This is a genomic window from Streptomyces sp. NPDC029216, from assembly GCF_040648015.1.
In the GTDB taxonomy this organism is placed as follows: Bacteria; Actinomycetota; Actinomycetes; order Streptomycetales; family Streptomycetaceae; genus Streptomyces.
The window spans coordinates 113,834-132,347 of the sequence record NZ_JBEZWL010000006.1 but is presented as its reverse complement, the minus strand read 5'-3'; the positions used below and the strand labels follow the sequence as shown (position 1 = coordinate 132,347).

At 74.5% G+C, this 18,514-nt stretch carries 13 protein-coding genes; 3 read left to right on the top strand and 10 right to left on the bottom strand.

Features of this window, described 5'->3' with window-relative positions:
* A partial coding sequence (locus AB0F18_RS04555; protein WP_362054943.1) for a LiaF domain-containing protein occupies nt 1–672 on the top strand: 672 nt, incomplete at its 5' end.
* A complete protein-coding gene (locus AB0F18_RS04550; protein WP_362054941.1) occupies nt 659–883 on the top strand; it encodes a hypothetical protein in 225 nt (74 codons plus the stop codon). The genes AB0F18_RS04555 and AB0F18_RS04550, both read left to right, overlap by 14 nt.
* Here AB0F18_RS04550 and AB0F18_RS04545 read toward each other — a convergent pair.
* From AB0F18_RS04545 to guaA, 4 genes are all read right to left on the bottom strand, one after another.
* On the bottom strand, nt 829–1,332 hold the full coding sequence (locus AB0F18_RS04545) for a DoxX family protein (RefSeq protein ID WP_362054939.1): 504 nt from the start codon (nt 1,330–1,332) through the stop codon (nt 829–831). The two genes, AB0F18_RS04550 and AB0F18_RS04545, sit on opposite strands and share 55 nt — an antisense overlap.
* Before the next feature lie 19 nt (nt 1,333–1,351).
* The gene (locus AB0F18_RS04540) at nt 1,352–2,608 is read right to left on the bottom strand and encodes a hypothetical protein (protein ID WP_362054938.1); all 1,257 of its coding nucleotides are present in this window, start codon (nt 2,606–2,608) and stop codon (nt 1,352–1,354) included.
* 102 nt (nt 2,609–2,710) lie between these two features.
* A complete protein-coding gene (locus tag AB0F18_RS04535; protein WP_362054936.1) occupies nt 2,711–3,493 on the bottom strand; it encodes a class II aldolase/adducin family protein in 783 nt (260 codons plus the stop codon).
* Between the two features lie 148 nt (nt 3,494–3,641).
* Nucleotides 3,642–5,234, bottom strand: coding sequence for a glutamine-hydrolyzing GMP synthase (guaA, locus tag AB0F18_RS04530; RefSeq protein ID WP_362054934.1), 1,593 nt, complete (start codon nt 5,232–5,234; stop codon nt 3,642–3,644).
* Nucleotides 5,235–5,563: 329 nt separating this feature from the next.
* On the opposite strand from guaA, the gene AB0F18_RS04525 reads away from it, so the two are divergent.
* Nucleotides 5,564–5,836, top strand: coding sequence for a chorismate mutase (locus AB0F18_RS04525; RefSeq protein ID WP_362054932.1), 273 nt, complete (start codon nt 5,564–5,566; stop codon nt 5,834–5,836).
* Nucleotides 5,837–6,128: 292 nt separating this feature from the next.
* Here the strand turns inward: AB0F18_RS04525 and AB0F18_RS04520 are convergent, their stop codons facing one another.
* The 6 genes from AB0F18_RS04520 to AB0F18_RS04495 all read right to left on the bottom strand — a co-directional run bounded on the left by AB0F18_RS04520 (nt 6,129) and on the right by AB0F18_RS04495 (nt 18,440).
* Nucleotides 6,129–7,781 carry a hypothetical protein gene (locus AB0F18_RS04520; protein ID WP_362054930.1) on the bottom strand — a complete coding sequence of 551 codons (1,653 nt, stop codon included), beginning with the start codon at nt 7,779–7,781 and terminating at the stop codon, nt 6,129–6,131.
* A 180-nt stretch (nt 7,782–7,961) separates the two neighbouring features.
* Entirely contained in the window at nt 7,962–9,743 is a 1,782-nt protein-coding gene (locus AB0F18_RS04515) for a GMC family oxidoreductase (protein WP_362054928.1), read from the bottom strand.
* Nucleotides 9,744–9,770: 27 nt separating this feature from the next.
* Complete coding sequence (locus AB0F18_RS04510) at nt 9,771–11,402, bottom strand: succinic semialdehyde dehydrogenase (RefSeq protein WP_362054926.1); 1,632 nt, start codon at nt 11,400–11,402, stop codon at nt 9,771–9,773.
* A 92-nt stretch (nt 11,403–11,494) separates the two neighbouring features.
* Complete coding sequence (locus tag AB0F18_RS04505; protein ID WP_362054924.1) at nt 11,495–13,108, bottom strand: serine/threonine-protein kinase; 1,614 nt, start codon at nt 13,106–13,108, stop codon at nt 11,495–11,497.
* A 114-nt stretch (nt 13,109–13,222) separates the two neighbouring features.
* Entirely contained in the window at nt 13,223–15,787 is a 2,565-nt protein-coding gene (locus AB0F18_RS04500) for a protein kinase (RefSeq protein WP_362054922.1), read from the bottom strand.
* Nucleotides 15,788–15,878: 91 nt separating this feature from the next.
* Entirely contained in the window at nt 15,879–18,440 is a 2,562-nt protein-coding gene (locus tag AB0F18_RS04495) for a serine/threonine-protein kinase (protein WP_362054920.1), read from the bottom strand.
* Between the last annotated feature and the right edge of the window lie 74 nt (nt 18,441–18,514).

The window sequence follows — 18,514 nt, the reverse complement described above, 5'->3', positions numbered from 1 at the left end:
CCGGCCGCGCCGAAGCCGGCCGGCGCCGGCGCGTACGTACAGGGGCGCGGCGGGATCGGCGGCCGGGTGTTCGTCCTGGCCCTGCTCGCGGGCGGCACCGGCACCGCCGCCGTGTGGCACGGCAGCCCGCTGGGGCACGCCCTCCAGGTCGGACTGGCCTGCGCGCTGGCCGTCTTCGGGCTGGGCCTGGCCGTCAGCTCCCTCAAGGGCCGCACCGGCTTCGGCACGGTCCTGCTCGGCCTGATCACCGCCGGGCTGCTCGCGGCGGCGACCGCCCTGCCGCGCGAGGTGAGCACCGACTGGCACAACGTCGACTGGCGCCCGGCGGCGGTGGCCGACGTGAAGCCGCTGTACACGTCCGGGACCGGGCTGGCCACGCTCGACCTGAGCCGCTTGGACGTGCCGAAGGGCGCCACCGTGCCCGTGCACGCCTCCGTCGAGGCGGGCCGGCTGAAGGTGATCGTCCCCCGGGAGGTCACCGCGAAGGCCGACGTGTCGATCCGCCTCGGCGACATCCAGCTCCCCGGGGACCGCTCCGTACGCATCAAGAGCGGCGGCGAGAACCGGCGGGCGACCCTGCCCCCCACCGCCGGCACCGAGGCCGGCGGGACGATCGAGCTGCACCTGGACGCGGGTGTGGGACAGGTGGAGGTGGCCCGTGCGGCGTCATGAGTTCCAGCCGGGACGGCTGCTGGCCGGCCTGGTCCTGACCGCGGCGGGGGTCCTGTACCTGCTCGACGCGGCCGGCGAGACCGACCTGCCGTGGTTCCTCGTCGTGCCGATGGCCGTGGGCGGGCTGGTACTGGCCGCGCTGGTCGGTCTGGTGACCTACGCGGTACGGCGGGACCGGCGCGACCGGATCACCGAGTCCAGGGACCAGTAGGGCGCCCCGGCGAGGACCAGCGGGATCCAGGCCATCAGGTACACCAGGTCGTTGCCGTAGTAGTACGGGGTCACGGCCCAGGACACCGTGAGCCACAGGCTCAGCGAGATCAGCGCGCCGCCCGCGGCCGCGACCCGGGTCAGCAGCCCGGCGAGCACGCCCAGGCCGACGAGGAGCTCCCCGAGGGCGATGGCGAGGCCGAATCCGGCGGGGGCCTTCAGGGCGAGGTCCACCAGGGCCGGGAGCGCGGCGGTGTCGCGCACGCCGCGCATCTGCTCGCCGATCGAGCCGGTGCCGTCGGCGGAGAGGAAGCCCGAGGTGGTCAGTTTGTCGAGGCCGGCGTAGACGAAGGTCACGCCGAGGAAGAGCCGCAGCGGGAGGAGGGCGTGGCGCGAGGCCAGTTCTCTCAGCGGGGGCCGGGCTCCGGAGGGGACGTCAGTTCGGTTCACGCCGCCATGTCTACCCGCTTCACTCGGCGACGTCGACGATGCAGCGGTTGGATTCCACCCCTGCCGCGGTGACCACCTGGATGTCGACCCGGCCCGGCTCCACCTCGGCGGGCACCGGCACGGTCAGCACCGTGTCCGAGGGGTTCACGAAGCCGCCGGCCACCGGGACCAGCGGAACGTGCACGTGGACCGTCCCGATGCGCACCACCAGCCGGGCGAGCATCTCGGGCGTCTGGGCCCCCGGCGGCACGAACCCGACGCCGCGGATCTCGATGTCGTCGCCGGGGCGGATCGCCGCGTCGATGTCGCCCGGCTCGCGCCTGCGGACCACCGACAGCACCAGCGGACGGCTCCCCTCGGCGTACTTCGCCGCCAGGTACACCGCCGCCGACAACGCCACCAGCAGGGCCAGCGCCCACGGAAGCTGCGGCAGCCGGTCGGGGAAGCGGGCCAGCGACACCGCCGCGTAGGCCAGCACCACCGTGGAGACGAGGACGTACTGCGCGTCCGGGAAGCTCCCCCGGCCGTCGTCGTCCGTCAGCAGGTCCACCCCGCGCGGCCGGTCCGCCGGCAGCTTCTGCAGCCGCTGCCCGATGATGCGCACGGAGACGACCCGGCGCACCAGCACCGCCACCCCGGACGTCAGCGCGACCACCGCCAGCAGCGGCAGCGCCCGCCCCAGGGCGAACCCCTGGTACAGGGCCTCGCGCTCCGGCCCGGGCGAGGAGGCGGCCAGCCGCAGCGCGGGCAGCAGCGCCGCGAACGCCGTCAGCACCACCCAGGCGCTGGGCACCGCCTTCGAGGTGGACAGCCGGTTGTCCTCGCCGACCAGCGGGGCCAGCAGCCCGCCCCGCAGCGACTGCGCGCGGGCCGCGACGGTCAGCAGCCCGGCCAGCACCAGCGCGGCCAGCAGCCCGGCGGTGCGGGCGGTGGACCAGCCCGTGCCGAGGGCGGTGCCGACCTGCACCACCAGCAGCACCCCGGCCGCGATCCACAGGGTGAGGACGGCCCGCCGGGAGAACAGGTACAGCCAGGAGGTCCCGGCCTCCCGGCCCCGCTCGGCGACCGTGCGGGCGGACAGGGTCAGCTCGTCGGAGACCCACTGGCGGGAGGCGCCGAGGGAGTGGGCCACGGCGGGCGGCACCCCCTGCCCCGCGGCGAACTCGTCGCGCTTCTCCAGGAACGCGGCGACCGCGCGGCGGTGCCCCTCCCGCGCGCAGTCGTCGCAGGCGCAGACGGCGGTATGGGTACTCCGGGACATCTCTTGGACAGCCACGTGCGTGCCGCCTCTCTGAACTACGGTGCAATGCCAGCGAATTGTGCACCACTGCGGCAGTGCTCCGGATTGCGCACGATGTCAGAGCAGGTGATTAACGGTTCATGATGTTGACGCCACCGGTCCGCCGCCCTCCGCGACGGTCTGCCACAGCGGCTGGTAACTGGCCCAGGCGGCCAGGTCGCCCCCGAACCGCTCCCGCGTGGCGACGGCCCCGCGGTGGTCGATGAGCACCGGCTTCCCGGCGGCCCGCGCGATCAGCTGCACCTGCGCCGCCCGCTCCGCCGCGACGAACCACCACACCGCCGCGTCCACCGAGCCCCCGACCGTCAGCAGCCCCCGGTTGCGCAGGATCAGCGCCTTGTACGGGCCCAGCGCCCGCGCGACCCGCGCGGGGTCCTCCGCTCCGGCGTACTCGTCCATGAGCGCGTGGTCCTCGTAGAAACAGCAGGCCTCCTGGCTGACGGGGGCCAGCAGCTCGCCGAGACAGGCCAGCGCCCTGCCGTACGGGGCCTGCGTGCGGACGACGGCCACCAGCTCGGGCCGCGCCCGGTGCACGGCCGCGTGCACCGCGAAGGCCAGCTGGTTGACCCGCCGGGCACCCCGCACCACCCGCCCGTCCCCGTCGACCAGCAGCAGGTCCTCCGGGCCCAGGCCGGCGAAGGCCCGGCCGAACGGGTTGACCCAGTAGCAGTCCCCGAACTCCGGGTCCCGGGCCGTGACGTGCCCCGTCACCCCGTCCTCGTACCCCAGCCGGCCCAGCAGCCGCAGCGCCCCGGAGAGCCGCTCCTTGCGGTACGCGCGCTCCCGGGCCGGGTCCGTGTGCACGGGCGGCATCTCGAACGCCAGCCGGTCCACCGGCACGGGTACGGGCTGATCCGGCATGGGCCCCTCCTCCTCGTCGCGGCGCAAGGTACCGGCGCGGCCGCCAAGAGGCCAGAGCGAGCGGCCGCAGAAAGGGTCCGGCAACGGCGAAGCCGCCGCTCCCCGGGGGCAGCGGCGGCTTCGCGTCAGGCACGGCGGGAGGGTGCTCCTACTCCCACTCGATGGTGCCCGGGGGCTTGCTCGTGCAGTCCAGGACCACGCGGTTGACGTCCTTGACCTCGTTGGTGATGCGGGTCGAGATCCGGGCCAGCACCTCGTACGGCATCCGGGTCCAGTCGGCGGTCATCGCGTCCTCGGAGGACACCGGGCGCAGCACGATCGGGTGGCCGTAGGTGCGGCCGTCACCCTGGACGCCCACGCTGCGGACGTCGGCGAGCAGGACGACCGGGCACTGCCAGATCTCCCGGTCCAGGCCGGCGGCGGTCAGCTCGTGGCGGGCGATGGCGTCGGCCTCGCGCAGCAGGTCCAGGCGCTCCTTGGTGACCTCGCCGACGATGCGGATGCCGAGGCCGGGGCCGGGGAAGGGCTGGCGCTGGACGATCTCCTCGGGCAGGCCGAGCTCCTGGCCGACCATCCGGACCTCGTCCTTGAACAGCTGGCGCAGCGGCTCGACGAGCTCGAACTCGATGTCGTCGGGGAGGCCGCCCACGTTGTGGTGGGACTTGATGTTGGCGGTGCCGGTGCCGCCGCCGGACTCGACGACGTCCGGGTACAGGGTGCCCTGGACCAGGAAGGCGACCGCGGGGCCGTCCTCCTGGAGGATCTCCAGCTGGGCCTGCTCGAAGACGCGGATGAACTCACGGCCGATGATCTTGCGCTTGGTCTCCGGGTCGGAGACGCCGGCCAGCGCGTTCAGGAAGCGCTCCTGCGCGTCGACGACCTTCAGCTGGACGCCGGTAGCCGCGACGAAGTCCTTCTCGACCTGCTCGGTCTCGCCCTTGCGCATCAGGCCGTGGTCGACGTACACGCAGGTGAGCTGGGAGCCGATGGCCTTCTGCACGAGGGCCGCGGCGACCGCGGAGTCCACGCCGCCGGACAGGCCGCAGATGGCGCGCTTGTCGCCGACCTGCGCCTTGATGGCCGCGATCTGCTCCTCGACGATGTTGCCGGTGGTCCAGGTGGGCTTCAGGCCCGCGCCCCGGTAGAGGAAGTGCTCCAGGACCTGCTGGCCGTGCGTGGAGTGCATCACCTCGGGGTGGTACTGCACGCCGTACAGCTTCTTCTCGTCGTTCTCGAAGGCCGCGACCGGGACGACGTTCGTCGACGCGGTGACGGTGAAGCCCTCGGGGGCGGCGGAGCAGGCGTCGCCGTGGGACATCCACACCGACTGGTGCTCGGGGGTGCCCTCGAACAGGGTCGAGCCGGGCTTGGAGACGGACAGCGGGGTGCGGCCGTACTCGCGGGCGCCGGTGTTGTCGACGGTGCCGCCGAGGGTCGTCGCCATCAGCTGGAAGCCGTAGCACATGCCGAAGACGGGCACGCCGGACTCGAACAGGGCGCGGGCGTCGTCCAGGCGCGGGGCGCCCTCCTCGTAGACGGAGGACGGGCCGCCGGAGAGGATGATCGCCTTCGGGTCCTTGGCGAGCATCTCGGCCACGGGCATCGTGCTGGGCACGATCTCGCTGTAGACGCGGGCCTCACGGACACGGCGGGCGATGAGCTGGGCGTACTGCGCGCCGAAGTCGACGACGAGGACCGTGTCCGGGGCGCTGTCGTGGGCGGCGGAGGGTGCTTCTGGCACGGGACGGCCTTCCGGCGGAAAGAGGTGGCTGTTTTGTCGATTCTACCGGTGGCGCCGGCCGCCGGTTTGTCGCACCATCCGAGGCCCACGTCACGGCCGGGGCGTCTCAGCATCCGGGCCCGGTTGGCCGGGGCGCGGGCGGGGGGTCCATAATCCACACCATGCGCAAGCAGCTGAGCTTCCTCTTTACCTATGGCACCGGCCGGTCCGGTCGCCATGGGTCCTCGTGATGCTCGCTTGAGCCGCTGACTTCCCAGAGCGCCCCGGTCCGACAGGACCGGGGCGCTCCGCGTTTCCGCTCCTGCCGGCCACGACCACAGGAGAACCCGATGACAACCGCCACCACCGCCGCCGCCACCCCCGAGCAGCTGATCGCCGGCTCGCGCGAGCGGATCGACGCCATCGACGACCGGATCATCGGACTGATCCAGGAGCGGATGGCCGTCTCGTCCGTCATCCAGGAGGCCCGGATCCGCGAGGGCGGCCGGCGCGTGCACCTCTCACGGGAGATGGAGGTGCTGTCGCACTGGAGCGACGCCCTCGGCAAGCCCGGCACCTCGCTCGCGATGACCCTGCTGGAGCTGTGCCGGGGCCGCGTCTGACGCCGCCGTCCCACCGGGGCCCGGGCGCGCGTGTTCGTCACCCGTCCGGACCGTGACCGGCCCCGGGGGCCTTCGTTGAGGGGGGTGTCCGCGCCGGCCGGGCGCGGGACCGCACCACCACGCGTGGCTGCGCGGGAGCGATGAGACGTACCGCCCTACGGCGTACGTCGTGGGACCTCGCTCCTGCGCGTGACCGGACGGCAGGGGACAGCAGCCCGGTCACCCAAAAGGAACGGCCGGCCCGGGGGACGCCCCGGGCCGGCCGTTCCGCTGTTCCGGCGGATGTGCGCCGTTACGCGCGCGCCGCACCGCGGCGGCGGGAGGACAGGTACAGCGCGCCGCCGACGGCCAGGAGCCCGGCCGCGCCGAGGCCGATCAGGCCGGCCTGGCTGCCGGTGGAGGCCAGCGGGCCGCCGCCGGTGCCGGTGCCGCCGCCCGTCGTGCCGGCGCCGCTCGCCGAGGGGCTCGGGGAGGCGGAGGCGCCCGCCGAGGCGCTCGGCGAGGGGGTGCCGGCCGAGGGGCTCGGGCTGGGGCCGGTGGCCGTCGGGTTCGCCGTGAAGGCGGCGAGGTTGTTGGCCAGGACGGGGTCGAAGGAGTGCCGCTGGGGCTCGCCCTTCGGGCCGGGCGCGCCGACCCGGATGGCGCCCTTGGCGTCCTTGACCACCTTCTCGATCTTCAGCTCGAAGGGGAACTCGACGTTCTCGCTCTCCAGCACGGAGGGCGCGGTGGCGCACCGGTACAGCGTCTCGCTCACGGGGCGGCAGGCGGAGGGCGTCGTGACGGCCTTCAGGCCCTGCGGGAGCTCGACGTCGACGACGGCCGCCGGGGTGCCCTCGCCCTGGCCGGCGATCCAGGCCGGGCCGTTGTTGCGGATGGCGACCATGGCCTTGGCGGTGGTGCCTGCGGCGCCCTTGACCGTCAGGGCCTCGGCCTCGAAGTCCGCGGTGTTCTTCACGGTGAGGACGGACTCGCGCTTGTTGTCGGCCGGGTTGAGGTCCGGGCCGTGCTCGGCGACCGGGGCGGGGGTCACGGCCTTGCGGGCGGTGAGCTTCTTCTTCGGCGTACTGCCCGCCGCGTCGCCCGCCTTCGACGGGTCGGCGCCGGTCTTGCCCGGCTCCGCCTGGGCCTTCGGCGGGACGGGCGCCGCGTAGACCCCGTAGCCGAACCGCTCGTTCAGGGCGTTCGCGCCGGCCTTGAGGTGGAGCGGGCTGTCTCCGGCCAGCTCGTAGGAGGCCTTGGGCTCGAAGTCGCCCTCGACGGTGCAGACGGCGGTGGTGGAGGTGCGGGTGGTGCGGTAGGTGCAGTTGTCGTACCGCTCCGGGAGCTCCAGGCCGTGGCTGGCCTCCAGTTCCAGGACGATGCCCTTGGCCGGCTCGTTGCCCGTGTTGCTGAACGTGAGCGGCAGGGACTGGCTCTCGCCCGGCTTCGGGTCCTTCTTGAGGTTCATCTCGCCCATGACGAGGTCGGGCGCGCCGACCTTGATGCCGGTGACGGCCCGCTCGACGGTGGCACCGGCGGCCGTGCCCGTCACGGTGACCACACCGACGCCGGTGGTCTTCCCGGGGGTGACCTCCAGGTCCACGCCGGCCGGGACTCCGGGGCGCAGGCCGTGCTGCTTGCAGACGAGCGTGCTGCCGGCGGGGGCGCACTTCTTGGCCGCCGCGCGCGGGTTCTCCTGGACGGTCACCACGCCGCCCAGCTTGGAGAGGTCGACGGTCAGGGTGAACTCCCCGTCGAAGGTGTCGGACCCGGCCGGCCCCTCCAGCCGGTAGTTCAGCGCCACCGGCGTCGGGGAGCCCGTCGCGGGGGCGGGCGGGAGGGTGAGGCCGGGCGTTCCGGTCAGGCGGAAGACGGGTTCCGCGGCGTTCGCCGTGGCGGCCGGGACGGTGACGAGTCCCGCGGCCACCAGGCCGGAGGCGGCGAGCAGGGAGATGCGCTGTCTCATGCCCCCTGTGACCCGCGGGCGCACGCCTCGGTTGCACGGTTCGCCGTGTGACCGACACCACAGCTTCATCCAAAGCATTCCGGTACAACCTTTTCCGGCGACCGCCTGTCCACCTCTGTACCACGGCGGGTACCGCGCTCGGAGGGGGAGCGCGGTACCCGCCGTCGTCAGTTCCGGACCTCAGGCCTTGGCTTCCGGTTGTCTCGGCGGAATCTCCGGGACCGCGAGGAAGGGCAGCCGCAGCGCGCCGAAGGCCTCCTTCGGGACCGCCGGACGGACCGGCTCCACCGCCGCGAGGCGCTCGTACGCCTCCCCCTGCGCGGGCCGCGGGTCCCTCTCGCCGTTGTTCGGCCAGTACGACATCGCCCGCTCGGCCTGGGCCGTGATGGTCAGGGACGGGTTGACCCCGAGGTTGGCGGAGACCGCCGAGCCGTCGACGACCGAGATGCCCGGGTGCCCGTACAGCCGGTGGTACGGGTCGACGACGCCCTCCTGCGGCGTGGCGCCGATCGGGCAGCCGCCGAGGAAGTGTGCGGTCAGCGGGGTGCCCATCAGCTCGCCGACGTTGCTGCCGGGGAAGCCGTTGATCTCCTCGGCCAGCAGGGTGGCGGCCTCGGTGGCCTCCGCGATCTGCACCGGGTTGGGGGCGCCGTGGCCCTGGCGGGCCGTCAGCAGGCCCTTGCCGAGGCCGCCCGGTTTGCGGTAGGTCGTCAGGGAGTTGTCCAGGGACTGCATGACCAGGCCGATGATGGTCCGCTCCGACCAGCGCCGGTTCGACAGGGAGCGCGCCAGCTGCACGGGGTGCCGGACGGTGCGCGCGAGCCAGGCCCGGACCCGCTTCCTGTCGTACGGCACCTGCAGGACGGTCAGGAACCCCATGGCGTTGGAGCCCTTGCCGTAGCGGACGGGCTCGATGTGGGTGTCGGCGTTGGGGTGCACGGACGAGGTGATGGCCACGCCCCGGGTGAAGTCCGCCCGGCTCTCGCCCGGGTGGCGCCTGCGGTAGCGGCGGTCGTCGGTCTGGGCGCCGACCAGGCCCTCGGAGTTGGTGCGGGTCAGGTCGCCGAGCCGGTCCGAGATGCGGGGCAGCTCGCCGCGGTCCTTCATGGTGTGCAGCAGGGTCTGGGTGCCGTACGTGCCCGCCGCGACGACCACGTACCGGGCGCGCAGCACCTTGGCCCGGCCGGAGCGGCGGTGGTCGGTGGGGACGGTGCGGACGCGGTAGCCGCCGTCGGGGTGTTCGGCGAGCGCGGTGACCGTGGTCATGGGGTGGATGACGGCGCCCGCCCGCTCGGCCAGGTGCAGGTAGTTCTCGTTGAGGGTGTTCTTCGCGCCGTGCCGGCAGCCGGTCATGCACTCGCCGCACTCGGTGCAGGCCTTGCGGGCGGGCCCGGCGCCGCCGAAGTACGGGTCGGGGACCTCCTGGCCGGGGCGGACCTTCCGCTGCCCCTCGGCGTCCTGCCCGTCGCCGAAGAAGACGCCGACGGGCGCCATGTGGAAGGTGTCGCCGGCGCCCATCTTCTCGGCGGCCGCCTTGAGGTGGACGTCGGAGGGGGTCATCGTCGGGTTGAGCCGTACGCCGAGCATCCGCTTGGCCTGCTCGTAGTACGGGGTGAGTTCCTCGCGCCAGTCGGTGATGGAGGCCCACTGCCGGTCCTCGAAGAAGGCGGCGGGCGGCACGTACAGGGTGTTGGCGTAGTTGAGGGAGCCGCCGCCCACGCCGGCACCGGCGAGCACCATCACGTTGCCGAGCAGGTGGATGCGCTGGATCCCGTACAGCCCGAGGGCGGGCGCCCACAGGTAGTTGCGCAGGTCCCAGCTGTTGCGGGGCAGGCTCTCGCGGGTGAAGCGGCGGCCTGCCTCCAGGACGCCGACCCGGTAGCCCTTCTCGGTGAGCCGCAGTGCCGAGACCGACCCCCCGAAGCCCGATCCGATGACGATGACGTCGTAGTCGTACGACACTGCTGTGCCTCCCGGGCGGACTGCGGACTAGCGGAGTCGGAGGGCCTTCATGACCTTGAGGCTGCGGGTCATGAACGCCGCGTACTTCTCGTCGTCCATGCCCAGCGAGGGCGCCATCGGCAGCAGCCGCTGGTGGGCCACGGTCTGGGCCTCGGTGTACTTGAGGATGCCCTCGGAGCCGTGGCGGCGGCCGAGGCCGGAGTCCTTCATGCCGCCCATGGGGGCCTGGGCGCTGCCGTAGGCGGGGGCGTAGCCGTCGTTGATGTTGACGGTGCCGGTGCGCAGCCGGGCGGCGACGGCGTGGCCGCGGCGGGCGTCCTTGGTCCAGACGCTGGAGTTGAGGCCGTAGGCGGTGGCGTTGGCCTGGGCGATGGCCTCGTCCTCGTCGGTGAACCGGTAGATCGAGACGACCGGGCCGAAGGTCTCCTCGGCGCAGACGGCCATGGGGGCCTCGACGCCGTCGAGGATGGTGGGCTCGTAGAAGAGGGGGCCGATGTCGGGGCGGGCGACACCGCCGGCGACCAGGGTGGCGCCCTTGGCCACGGCCTCGTCGACGTGCCGCTGTACGGTCTCCAGCTGCCGTTCGCCGACGAGCGAGCCCATGTCGGCGCCGTAGGCGAGGGAGCTGCCGAGCCGCATGGCCTTGGTGCGGGCGGCGAAGCGCTCGACGAAGGCGTCGGCGATCGAGGCGTGGACGTAGAGGCGCTCGATGGAGATGCACAGCTGTCCGGCGGAGGAGAAGCAGGCGCGGACGGCGCCGGCGGCGGCCTTCTCCACGTCGGCGTCGTGCAGGACGAGCATGGCGTTCTTGCCGCCGAGTTCGAGGGAGACCCCGACGAGGCGGGCGGCGGCGCCCTGGGCGACCTCGCGGCCGGTGCGGGTGGAGCCGGTGAAGGAGACGTAGTCGGCGTGCCGGACCACCTCGGGGCCGACGACGGGGCCCTCGCCGAGGACGACCTGGAAGACCTCGGCGGGCAGCCCGGCCTCGATGAGCAGGTCACGGGCCCACAGGGCGGTCAGCGCGGTCTCGGTGTCGGGCTTCATGACGACGGCGTTGCCCGAGACGAAGGCGGGCAGGGCGTCGCCGACGGAGAGTTCGAGGGGGTAGTTCCAGGGGGCTATCTGGCCGACGACCCCGCGCGGCTGGCGCAGCTCGGTGACCTTGGTGAGGGTGGGCATGGCGCCCGTGTGCCCCTTGGGGCGCAGGTACGAGGGGGCCTTGCGGCCGTAGTGGCGGGCGGCGACGGCGACGGCCTGGACCTCTTCGTGGGCGTGCAGACGGGCCTTGCCGGTCTCCAGCTGGATGAGGTCGAGGACCTCGGACTGGCGGGCCAGGACCAGGTCGTGGAAGCGCAGCAGGACGGCGGCGCGCTGCCGGACGGGTACGGCGGCCCAGGCGCGCTGGGCGGCGCGGGCCTGCGCGAAGGCGGCGGCCACGTCCTCGGGGGTGGCCTCGGGGAGGTCCGCCAGCTTGGCCCCGGTGAAGGGGGTGTGGTTGGCGGTGCTGCCGGAGCCGGCGACTCCGCGGGTCAGCCGGGTGATCAGGGCGGGCGTCACCACGTCGGCGGCGGTGCGGGCGCCCGCCGGGGCCGGTGCGACCGGGTTGGTGGGCCGGGGTGCGGAGCGGAGGGGGGCGGCAGCAGCCTTCGAGTCCGTCATGGCGGTGAGCGTATGCCGCCCCGGGGCCTTTGGGTACCCGTGGGTAACCGGATTTTGCCAAGTGTGCCAGTAATTGCTGGCACGGTGGCCGGTCAGCCCTTCTTCGGTGCCGGTTCCCAGCCGCTGAGGACGGTGTCGAACCGCTGGCGGGTCGTCGCCCAGTCCTCGGCGGGGCCCGTCATGTAGATGGCGTACTCGGTGCCGCTCCGGTCGACGTACATCTGCTCGATGGCCCGGCGCGGTCCGGCGTGCGCCCCCTTCTCGGTCCACGTGAAGTCCCACAGCACGGCCTGGGTGGTGTCCTGGAAGGTGTTCGGGTTGAGCTTCTGCCGCTTGTAGTCCGTCCGCTTCGCCACCTGCTTCTCCAGGTCGAGCAGGTGCGCGTACGGGTTCGGGTAGTCCGGGGTGGGGTCGGCGGCGATCCGGAGGTAGTGCTTGCCGTTGTCCCCGGTGTAGTCGATCTGGTTGCCGTCCACCTGGCGGGTCCAGCCCTGTGGGACGAACAAGGTGAAGCCGCCCTCCGGGTCCGTGACCTTGGTCCAACCCGCCGGCGGGGCGGCGGCCTTCTGCCCGGTCTGGCCCCCGGTGGCGCTCGTCCCCTTGTCGGAGACGCCCTGGTCCTCGTCCCCGCCGGTGAACTTCAGCACCCCGAACACCGTGCCGCCGCCGAGCAGCGCCGCGACGAGGGCCACCACCGCGATCCGCCGCAGCCGACCCGGCGTGCGCCCGGCGGGTGCCGCGGGCCGCTCGGCGGGGGCGGTGGCCGTCACCGGGGCGGGCGCGGGCTCCGGCGCCGGGGGCACGGCCTGCCGGGCGGGAGCCCGCTCCTCCGCGCTGACCGCGCGGGTGGGCACGTACGCCTGCGCCGCCCTGGGCTCGCGGCCCTCCATGGCCTCGATCAGCATCCGCTCGGCCTCGGCGGCCGAGGGCCGCTCCGCCGGGTCCTTGCGCAGCAGCGCGGTGATGACCGGGCCGAGGGGGCCGGACTGGCGCGGTACGGGCGGCTCGTCGTTGACCACGGCCTGGAGGCTGGAGATCGGCGAGGTCCGGCGGAACGGGGAGCGGGCCTCGACCGCCGTGTACAGGGTCGCGCCCAGCGACCACAGGTCGGAGGACGGGTCGGGGGCGCCGCCGGTGACCCGCTCCGGGGCCAGGTAGTCGATGGAACCGACGAGTTCACCCGTGCGGGTGATGGACGAGTCGCCCTCGATCGCCGCGATCCCGAAGTCGGTGAGCAGCACCCGGCCGTCCTTGGCCAGCAGCACGTTGCCCGGCTTCACGTCCCGGTGCATCACGCCCACCGCGTGCGCGGCGCGCAGCGCGCCCAGCACGTGCAGGCCGATCCGGGCCGCCTCGCGCGGCTCGATCCGGCCCGCGGCCTTGGCGGCCTCCGCGAGGGAGGGGCCGTCGATGTACTCCATGACGATCCACGGCCGGTCGTCGTGCTCCAGGACGTCGTGCACGGTGACGACCGCCGGGTGCTGGATCCGGGCCGCCGCCCGCGCCTCCTTCTGGGTGCGGGCGTGCAGCACCTCCCGGTCGGCCTGGGACACGTACAGACCCGCCGTCAGTTCCTTGACCGCGACCGTCCTGTGCAGCAGTTCGTCATGGGCGCGCCACACCTTGCCCATGCCGCCGCTGCCGATGGGCTCCACGAGCCGGTACCGGCCCGCGAGCACCGCACCCGCGCCTGTCTGCTGTTCCACGAATTCCCGCCGCTCTGTGCACTCCGGGCCAGATTACGGAGCCTGCGCGCCGTGCCGGAACCGGGCGGGGCCGGTGAGACAGCACTGTGACGCAATCGCCGTACTGATCGGCCGTCAGCCTCCGGCCTGGTAACTGGCCGTGGCCTTGTCGAAGACGTCGGTGACCCTGTCCTGGTTGTCCTCCGGACCCGTGACCATGACCACGTGGTAGCCGCCGCCCAGCGCGACGACGAAGTTGCGCGCGAACAGGGAGCGGCCCGCCGCGTCGATCCAGGTGTAGCGGCCGGTGACGCGCAGCTGCTGGCCCACCTTGACGGACTTCACGTCGCCTCCGGAGGCCCAGGTGGAGTTCCGGTACGGGGCGAGCTCCGCCTCCTTGTCCTTCTGGTAGCCCATCGGGTCGGGGGAGCCGCCCTCGACCCGGTCCCGGCCCGGGACCACGATCAGCGTGAACTGGCCCTGGGTGTAGCGCACCTGACCGGCCTCGTTGATCGACTGGCGCTCCCAGCCGTTGGGGACGGCGATCGTGAAGTGCGCCGGGTCCTGCTGGAGGGTGTAGCCCTCGGGGGCCTGCTGGGCGGGCGGCTGCGCGCCGGAGCCCTGGGGGGCGGGCGACGGGGACTGCTGCGGGGGCTTCTGGGTCTTCTGCGGGGCCGGGGTGGCGGGCGCGGGGCTCTGGACGGCAGTGGGCTGCTGGGCCCGGCCGGCGTCCTGGTCGTCGGAGCCCGGCAGGAACAGCACGGCGTACGCCACCCCGGCCGCGAGCAGTGCCAGGACCCCGACCAGCAGGGTCCGGCCGAGGGAGCGCGGCTTGCGGGGGGCGTCGGGGTTGCGGTGGCGGCCGTGCACCTCCCCGCGCCGGCGCACCTCGGGCAGGCGGGCGGGGTCCGGCTCCGGCAGCGGGAACACGAAGTCGCCGTCGGGCTCGGGGGCGGAGCGGACCAGCGAGCGCAGCCAACCGCGGAGCTCCTCGAAGTCGGGCCGCTCGGTGGGGTCCTGGCGCAGCAGGGACTCCACGACGGGGCGCAGCGGGCCGCACTCCTCGGCGAAGGCGGGCGGTTCGGCGCAGACCATGTCCACGAGCTCCGCGACGCTCTCCTCGGGGTACGGGGCGTGGCCCTGGACGGCCCGGTACAGCAGGGCGCCGAGGGCCCAGAGGTCGGTGGCGGGGCCGACGGGTGCGGCCAGCTGCCAGGGGCCGCCGTGGACGGGGCCGGCCTGTTCGGGCGCCCAGCGCTCGGTGACGGGCCCGACGACGGCCATCCGCGTCTGCCGGGCCCGCTCGGCATCAAGCCCACTCCGGGGCCCACCGCCCCGCCCGGCTCCCCCGCCCCAGGCCCCGGCGTGCCGGTCGGGGGCGGGGGGTGCGGGGGTACGGGCTTCGGGGGTCCCGCTGCCGGGCTGCGGGCCCGCGGCCGGGTGGAGGGGGGCCGGCGGGAGGGCGGGCGGCGGCGGGGGGTCGGCCTGGTGGTAGCCCTGCGGGAGTGCGAGGGCCGCCGGCAGTGCGGGGCGGGGCGGCTCGGCGGGGGGCTCGGGCCGCTGCGGGGCGGGCTCCGGGTGCCGGGCCTGCTCCGGCTGCGGTTCCGGCCCGGGCTGCGGCTCCGGCTCCGGTTGTGGGGCGGGGGGCGCCGGGATGCGGGGGGCGGCGCCGTGCCAGGGGGTGGGGGCGGCCGCGGTGTCGGGCCCCCCGTACGGGTACGCGTACTCCTGCGGCAGGTTGGCGCCGGTCGGCGGCAGCTGCGGGACGACCACGGGCCCCCGTACCCCGCGCTCCTGCGCCACCTTCTCGGCGGCGGCCCGGGAGCCGGCCCGGTAGGCGGCGATGGTCCCGGCGCGGGCGGCGGCCAGGGCGTCGTCACGGCTTCCGGCGGGCCGGGCGGGAGGGCCGGGCGGCGCGGGCGGGGCCGGGGACGGGGGCTCCGGCGGGGCGGGCCGCTCGGGCTCGGGCTCGGGTTCGGGTTCGGGTTCGGGGAGGATGTGGTCGGAGTAGCGCGGCCCGGTGTCGTACCCGGGCGCCACCAGCGGGGCGTACGCGGGCTCCCGCGGGCCGGACGCGGGGGGCGGCGGCTCCCAGGGCCCCGCCGGGTCGCCCGGGTCCTCGTCACCGGGCTCGCCCGAGGGCACGGGGTCGTAGCCGCACAGGGCGTCCTCGGCGGCGCCCGCGGCCAGCCCGGTCAGGACGACCCGTCCGTCCTCGCATATCAGCACCGTGCGGACGGTGATGTTGCGGTGGGTCCAGCCGTGCGCGTGCAGCACGCGCAGCGCGGTCAGCACGTCCGAGGCCACCTCCGCCGCCCGGTACGGGTTCAGCGGTTCGTCGGCGATCAGCGCGGCCAGCGGCCTGGCGGGGACGAGTTCGCTCACTATCCACAGCGAGCCGTCCTCGGCGAACACGTCGAAGACCTGGTCGAGGCGGGGATGGTCCGGGACGGAGGCGGCGGCCTGAGCGGCGGCGATCGCCCGGCGCACCGCGGGGAGTTCCCCGGCGGCCGTCGGCGTCGCACGGGTCCCGTCGAGCAGTTCGGCGTCCACGACCTCCGGCAGCGGCACGTGCCGTACGAGGACTTCCTGGCCGCTGCGCGTGTCGAAGGCGCGGGTCTCTATCAGCTCGTACTCGTCGGACGGCGGCAACGGCAGACGGTAGCGGTCGGCCAGGATCCGGCCGGCGTAGTCCTCCACATCGCCTCCCCCGAGTGCGGCGGGTCCCCCATGACCCCCGCTGACACGATACGTGGCCGGGGCCGCCCGCGTCCCGGGCTTGCGAGGCCCGTCAGCCCAACTGCTGGAAGGTGTCGAAGGCGGTGTTGCGGATCTGCGTGCACTCGGGGCCGTCCCACTGGTCGGCCGGGCAGCTGATCATGATGGCGTAGCCGTTCCTGGCGTCGGCCCTGAAGCCGCGGTCGAGCACGCGGACCTTCATGCCCTGGTCTTCGCGCTCGAACTCCAGGTCCGCGACGGTCGGGTAGCCGCGGTACTCGACGGGTTCGAGGCGGATCTGGTGGTAGTTCCTGCTGCTGTCGGCCAGACCGGGGACCATTTCGGCCCAGGCCGCGCGGGCGTCGCTGCCCGGGGTGCTGGTGTGGTCGACCTGGATACGGGGGAAGCCGCCGGAGCGGCTGTATATCGCGCCCGAGTTCTTGCCGGCGGTGCCGGTCTGGTGGAAGCCGTCGGGCATCGCCATGGCGAACTGGAAGTTCAGGTCCGTCACCTTGGTGAACCCGGCGGGCAGTCCGGCGCCGGAGCCGCCCGGGCTGGCGCCCTGGCCCTGGCTGTTCTGCCCCTGGTTCTGGGCGGGGTCCGCGCCGGCGCCCGGGTTGGCGCCGGACGCGCCCGGATTCGGGCTCCCGCCGGGGCTCGGGCTGGCGCTCGGGCCCGGGGCCGGTGAGGAAGCCTGGGACACGGCCGGGGAGTTGCCCGGGGACTGGCCGGCGGAGGCGGCCGGGGTGGGGCCGCCCTTGCCCTCGTCCTTGCGGCCGCCCTTCTCGTCCTGACCGCTGACCGCGTACGCGATGAGCGAGCCGATGACCGCCAGGACCACGAGCACGCCGGCTATCGCGAGCGCGATGGTGCGGCGCGGCATCACGTCGGTGAGCGAGGCCGGGGCCACCGTCGAGGGACGCTGCGGCGGGGCCTCGGCGGCGGAGGCGGCGGCTTCGGCGGCCGCGGCCTTGCGGGCCGCCTTCAGCGCGGCGCGGGTGCGGTCGCGCTGCTCGCGCTCGCGGCGCTCGCGCTCCTTCTTCGCCGCCTTCTCGGCGGCCTTCTCCGCCTCCGCCTCGGCCTTGGTGAGGGAGATCGGCCGGGTCTCCTCGACCGCCGGGACGGGCTCGGGCGCCGGCGGGGGCTCGGGGGCGTTGATCACGGCGGTGAGCATCGACCGGGCGCGGTCCTCGTCGAGCCGCAGCGCCGGGTCCTTGACCAGCAGCCCGTAGATGACCTCGGTCAGCGCCGGTCCGGCGTTCTTCGGCGGGTCCACCGGTTCGGTCATCACCGCGGTGAGGGTGGCGAGCGCGGAGCCCTTGTCGTACGGGGGCACGCCCTCGACGGCGGCGTACAGCAGTCCGCCGAGGGACCACATGTCGGCGGGCGGGCCGGGCTTGTAGCCGCGGGCGCGCTCGGGGGAGATGTACGAGGGGGCGCCGACGAGCATGCCGGTGGAGGTGATGGAGGGGTCGCCCTCGACCTGGGCGATGCCGAAGTCGGTGAGGACGACGCGGCCGCTTGCGGCGATGAGCACGTTGGACGGCTTCACGTCGCGGTGCAGGATCCCCTGGCGGTGCGCGGCGCGGAGCACGTCGAGCACGGCGAGGCCGACCTCGGCGGCGCGGCGCGGGGTGAGCGGGCCGTTCTCCCGGACGAACTCGGCCAGGGAGGGGCCCTCGATGAGCTCCATGACGATCCAGGGGCGGGCGTCCTCGTCGACGACGTCGTAGACGGTGACGGCGCCTTCGTTGCGGATGCGCGCGATGGCCTTGGCCTCGCGGAGGGTACGGGTGATCAGGCGGCGCTTCTCGTCCTCGTCGACGCCGCCGCCGAAGCGGAGTTCCTTGACGGCGACGGTCCGGCCGAGGACCTCGTCCTCGGCGCGCCAGACGGTGCCCATGCCGCCCTTGCCGAGCACGGCGCCGAGCCGGTACCGGCGGGCGAGCAACCGCCCCTTGCGCTCCCCGTCCGCCGCGGGCTCGGCGTCCTCCGGCGGGGCCACGGCCGTCTTGGCCGCGGTGGGCTTCGCGTCCTCGGGCTCCGCCGCCGGGACCCGTTTCGCGGGCGCGGGCGCGGCCGCGGGGCGGGACTTCTCGGCGGCCCCGTGCGCCGGGGCGTCAGAAACGCCCCCGGCAACGGGCTTGGCGACCCCGGCGGGAGCCGCCTTGGCGGCAGCAGCGGGCTTCGCATCCGCGGCCCCGGCGGGCTTCGCGTCCGCGGCCTCGGCGGCGTCCGGCGCGGGCTCGGCGTCCCGCGGCTCGGCCCCGGCAGCGGACTTCGCGGCGGGCGCTTCGTCCGCCGCGGCGTCAGAAGCCGCCACGGAGGCGGGCTTCGCGTCCTCGGGGGCCTTCGCAGCGGCCGCCCCGGACCTGGGCCGGGGTACGGCCGCACCGGCCGGCTTCGCGTCCGCGGGCGCCGCACCGGTGCCGGCCTCGGCCTTCCCGGCCGCCTCCGGCTCCGCTTCGGACCCGGAGCGCACGGCGGCCTCCGCTGCGGCGCCTTCGGCCTGCGCGACGTCAGAAACGCTCTGGGCGGCCGACTTCACCGCGCCACCGCCGCCGGACGCACCGGCACCCTCAAGCTTCGCCGCAGCCGCCTCGGCAGGCGACTCGGTGTGCTCCGGCTTCGACATGCGTCCCCTCTGCGATCGTGCAGCCTGCCCCGGCTGCCCCCGGCAGCCGCCGGGGGCAAGGTAACCCACCCCGG

Bases quoted from the DNA above. Each gene is read 5' to 3' on its own strand.
- AB0F18_RS04535 (WP_362054936.1), bottom strand. From the start codon at position 3,493: ATGCCGGATCAGCCCGTACCCGTGCCGGTGGACCGGCTGGCGTTCGAG.
- AB0F18_RS04510 (WP_362054926.1), bottom strand. From the start codon at position 11,402: ATGACGGACTCGAAGGCTGCTGCCGCCCCCCTCCGCTCCGCACCCCGG.
- AB0F18_RS04495 (WP_362054920.1), bottom strand. From the start codon at position 18,440: ATGTCGAAGCCGGAGCACACCGAGTCGCCTGCCGAGGCGGCTGCGGCG.
- AB0F18_RS04525 (WP_362054932.1), top strand. From the start codon at position 5,564: ATGACAACCGCCACCACCGCCGCCGCCACCCCCGAGCAGCTGATCGCC.
- AB0F18_RS04520 (WP_362054930.1), bottom strand. From the start codon at position 7,781: ATGAGACAGCGCATCTCCCTGCTCGCCGCCTCCGGCCTGGTGGCCGCG.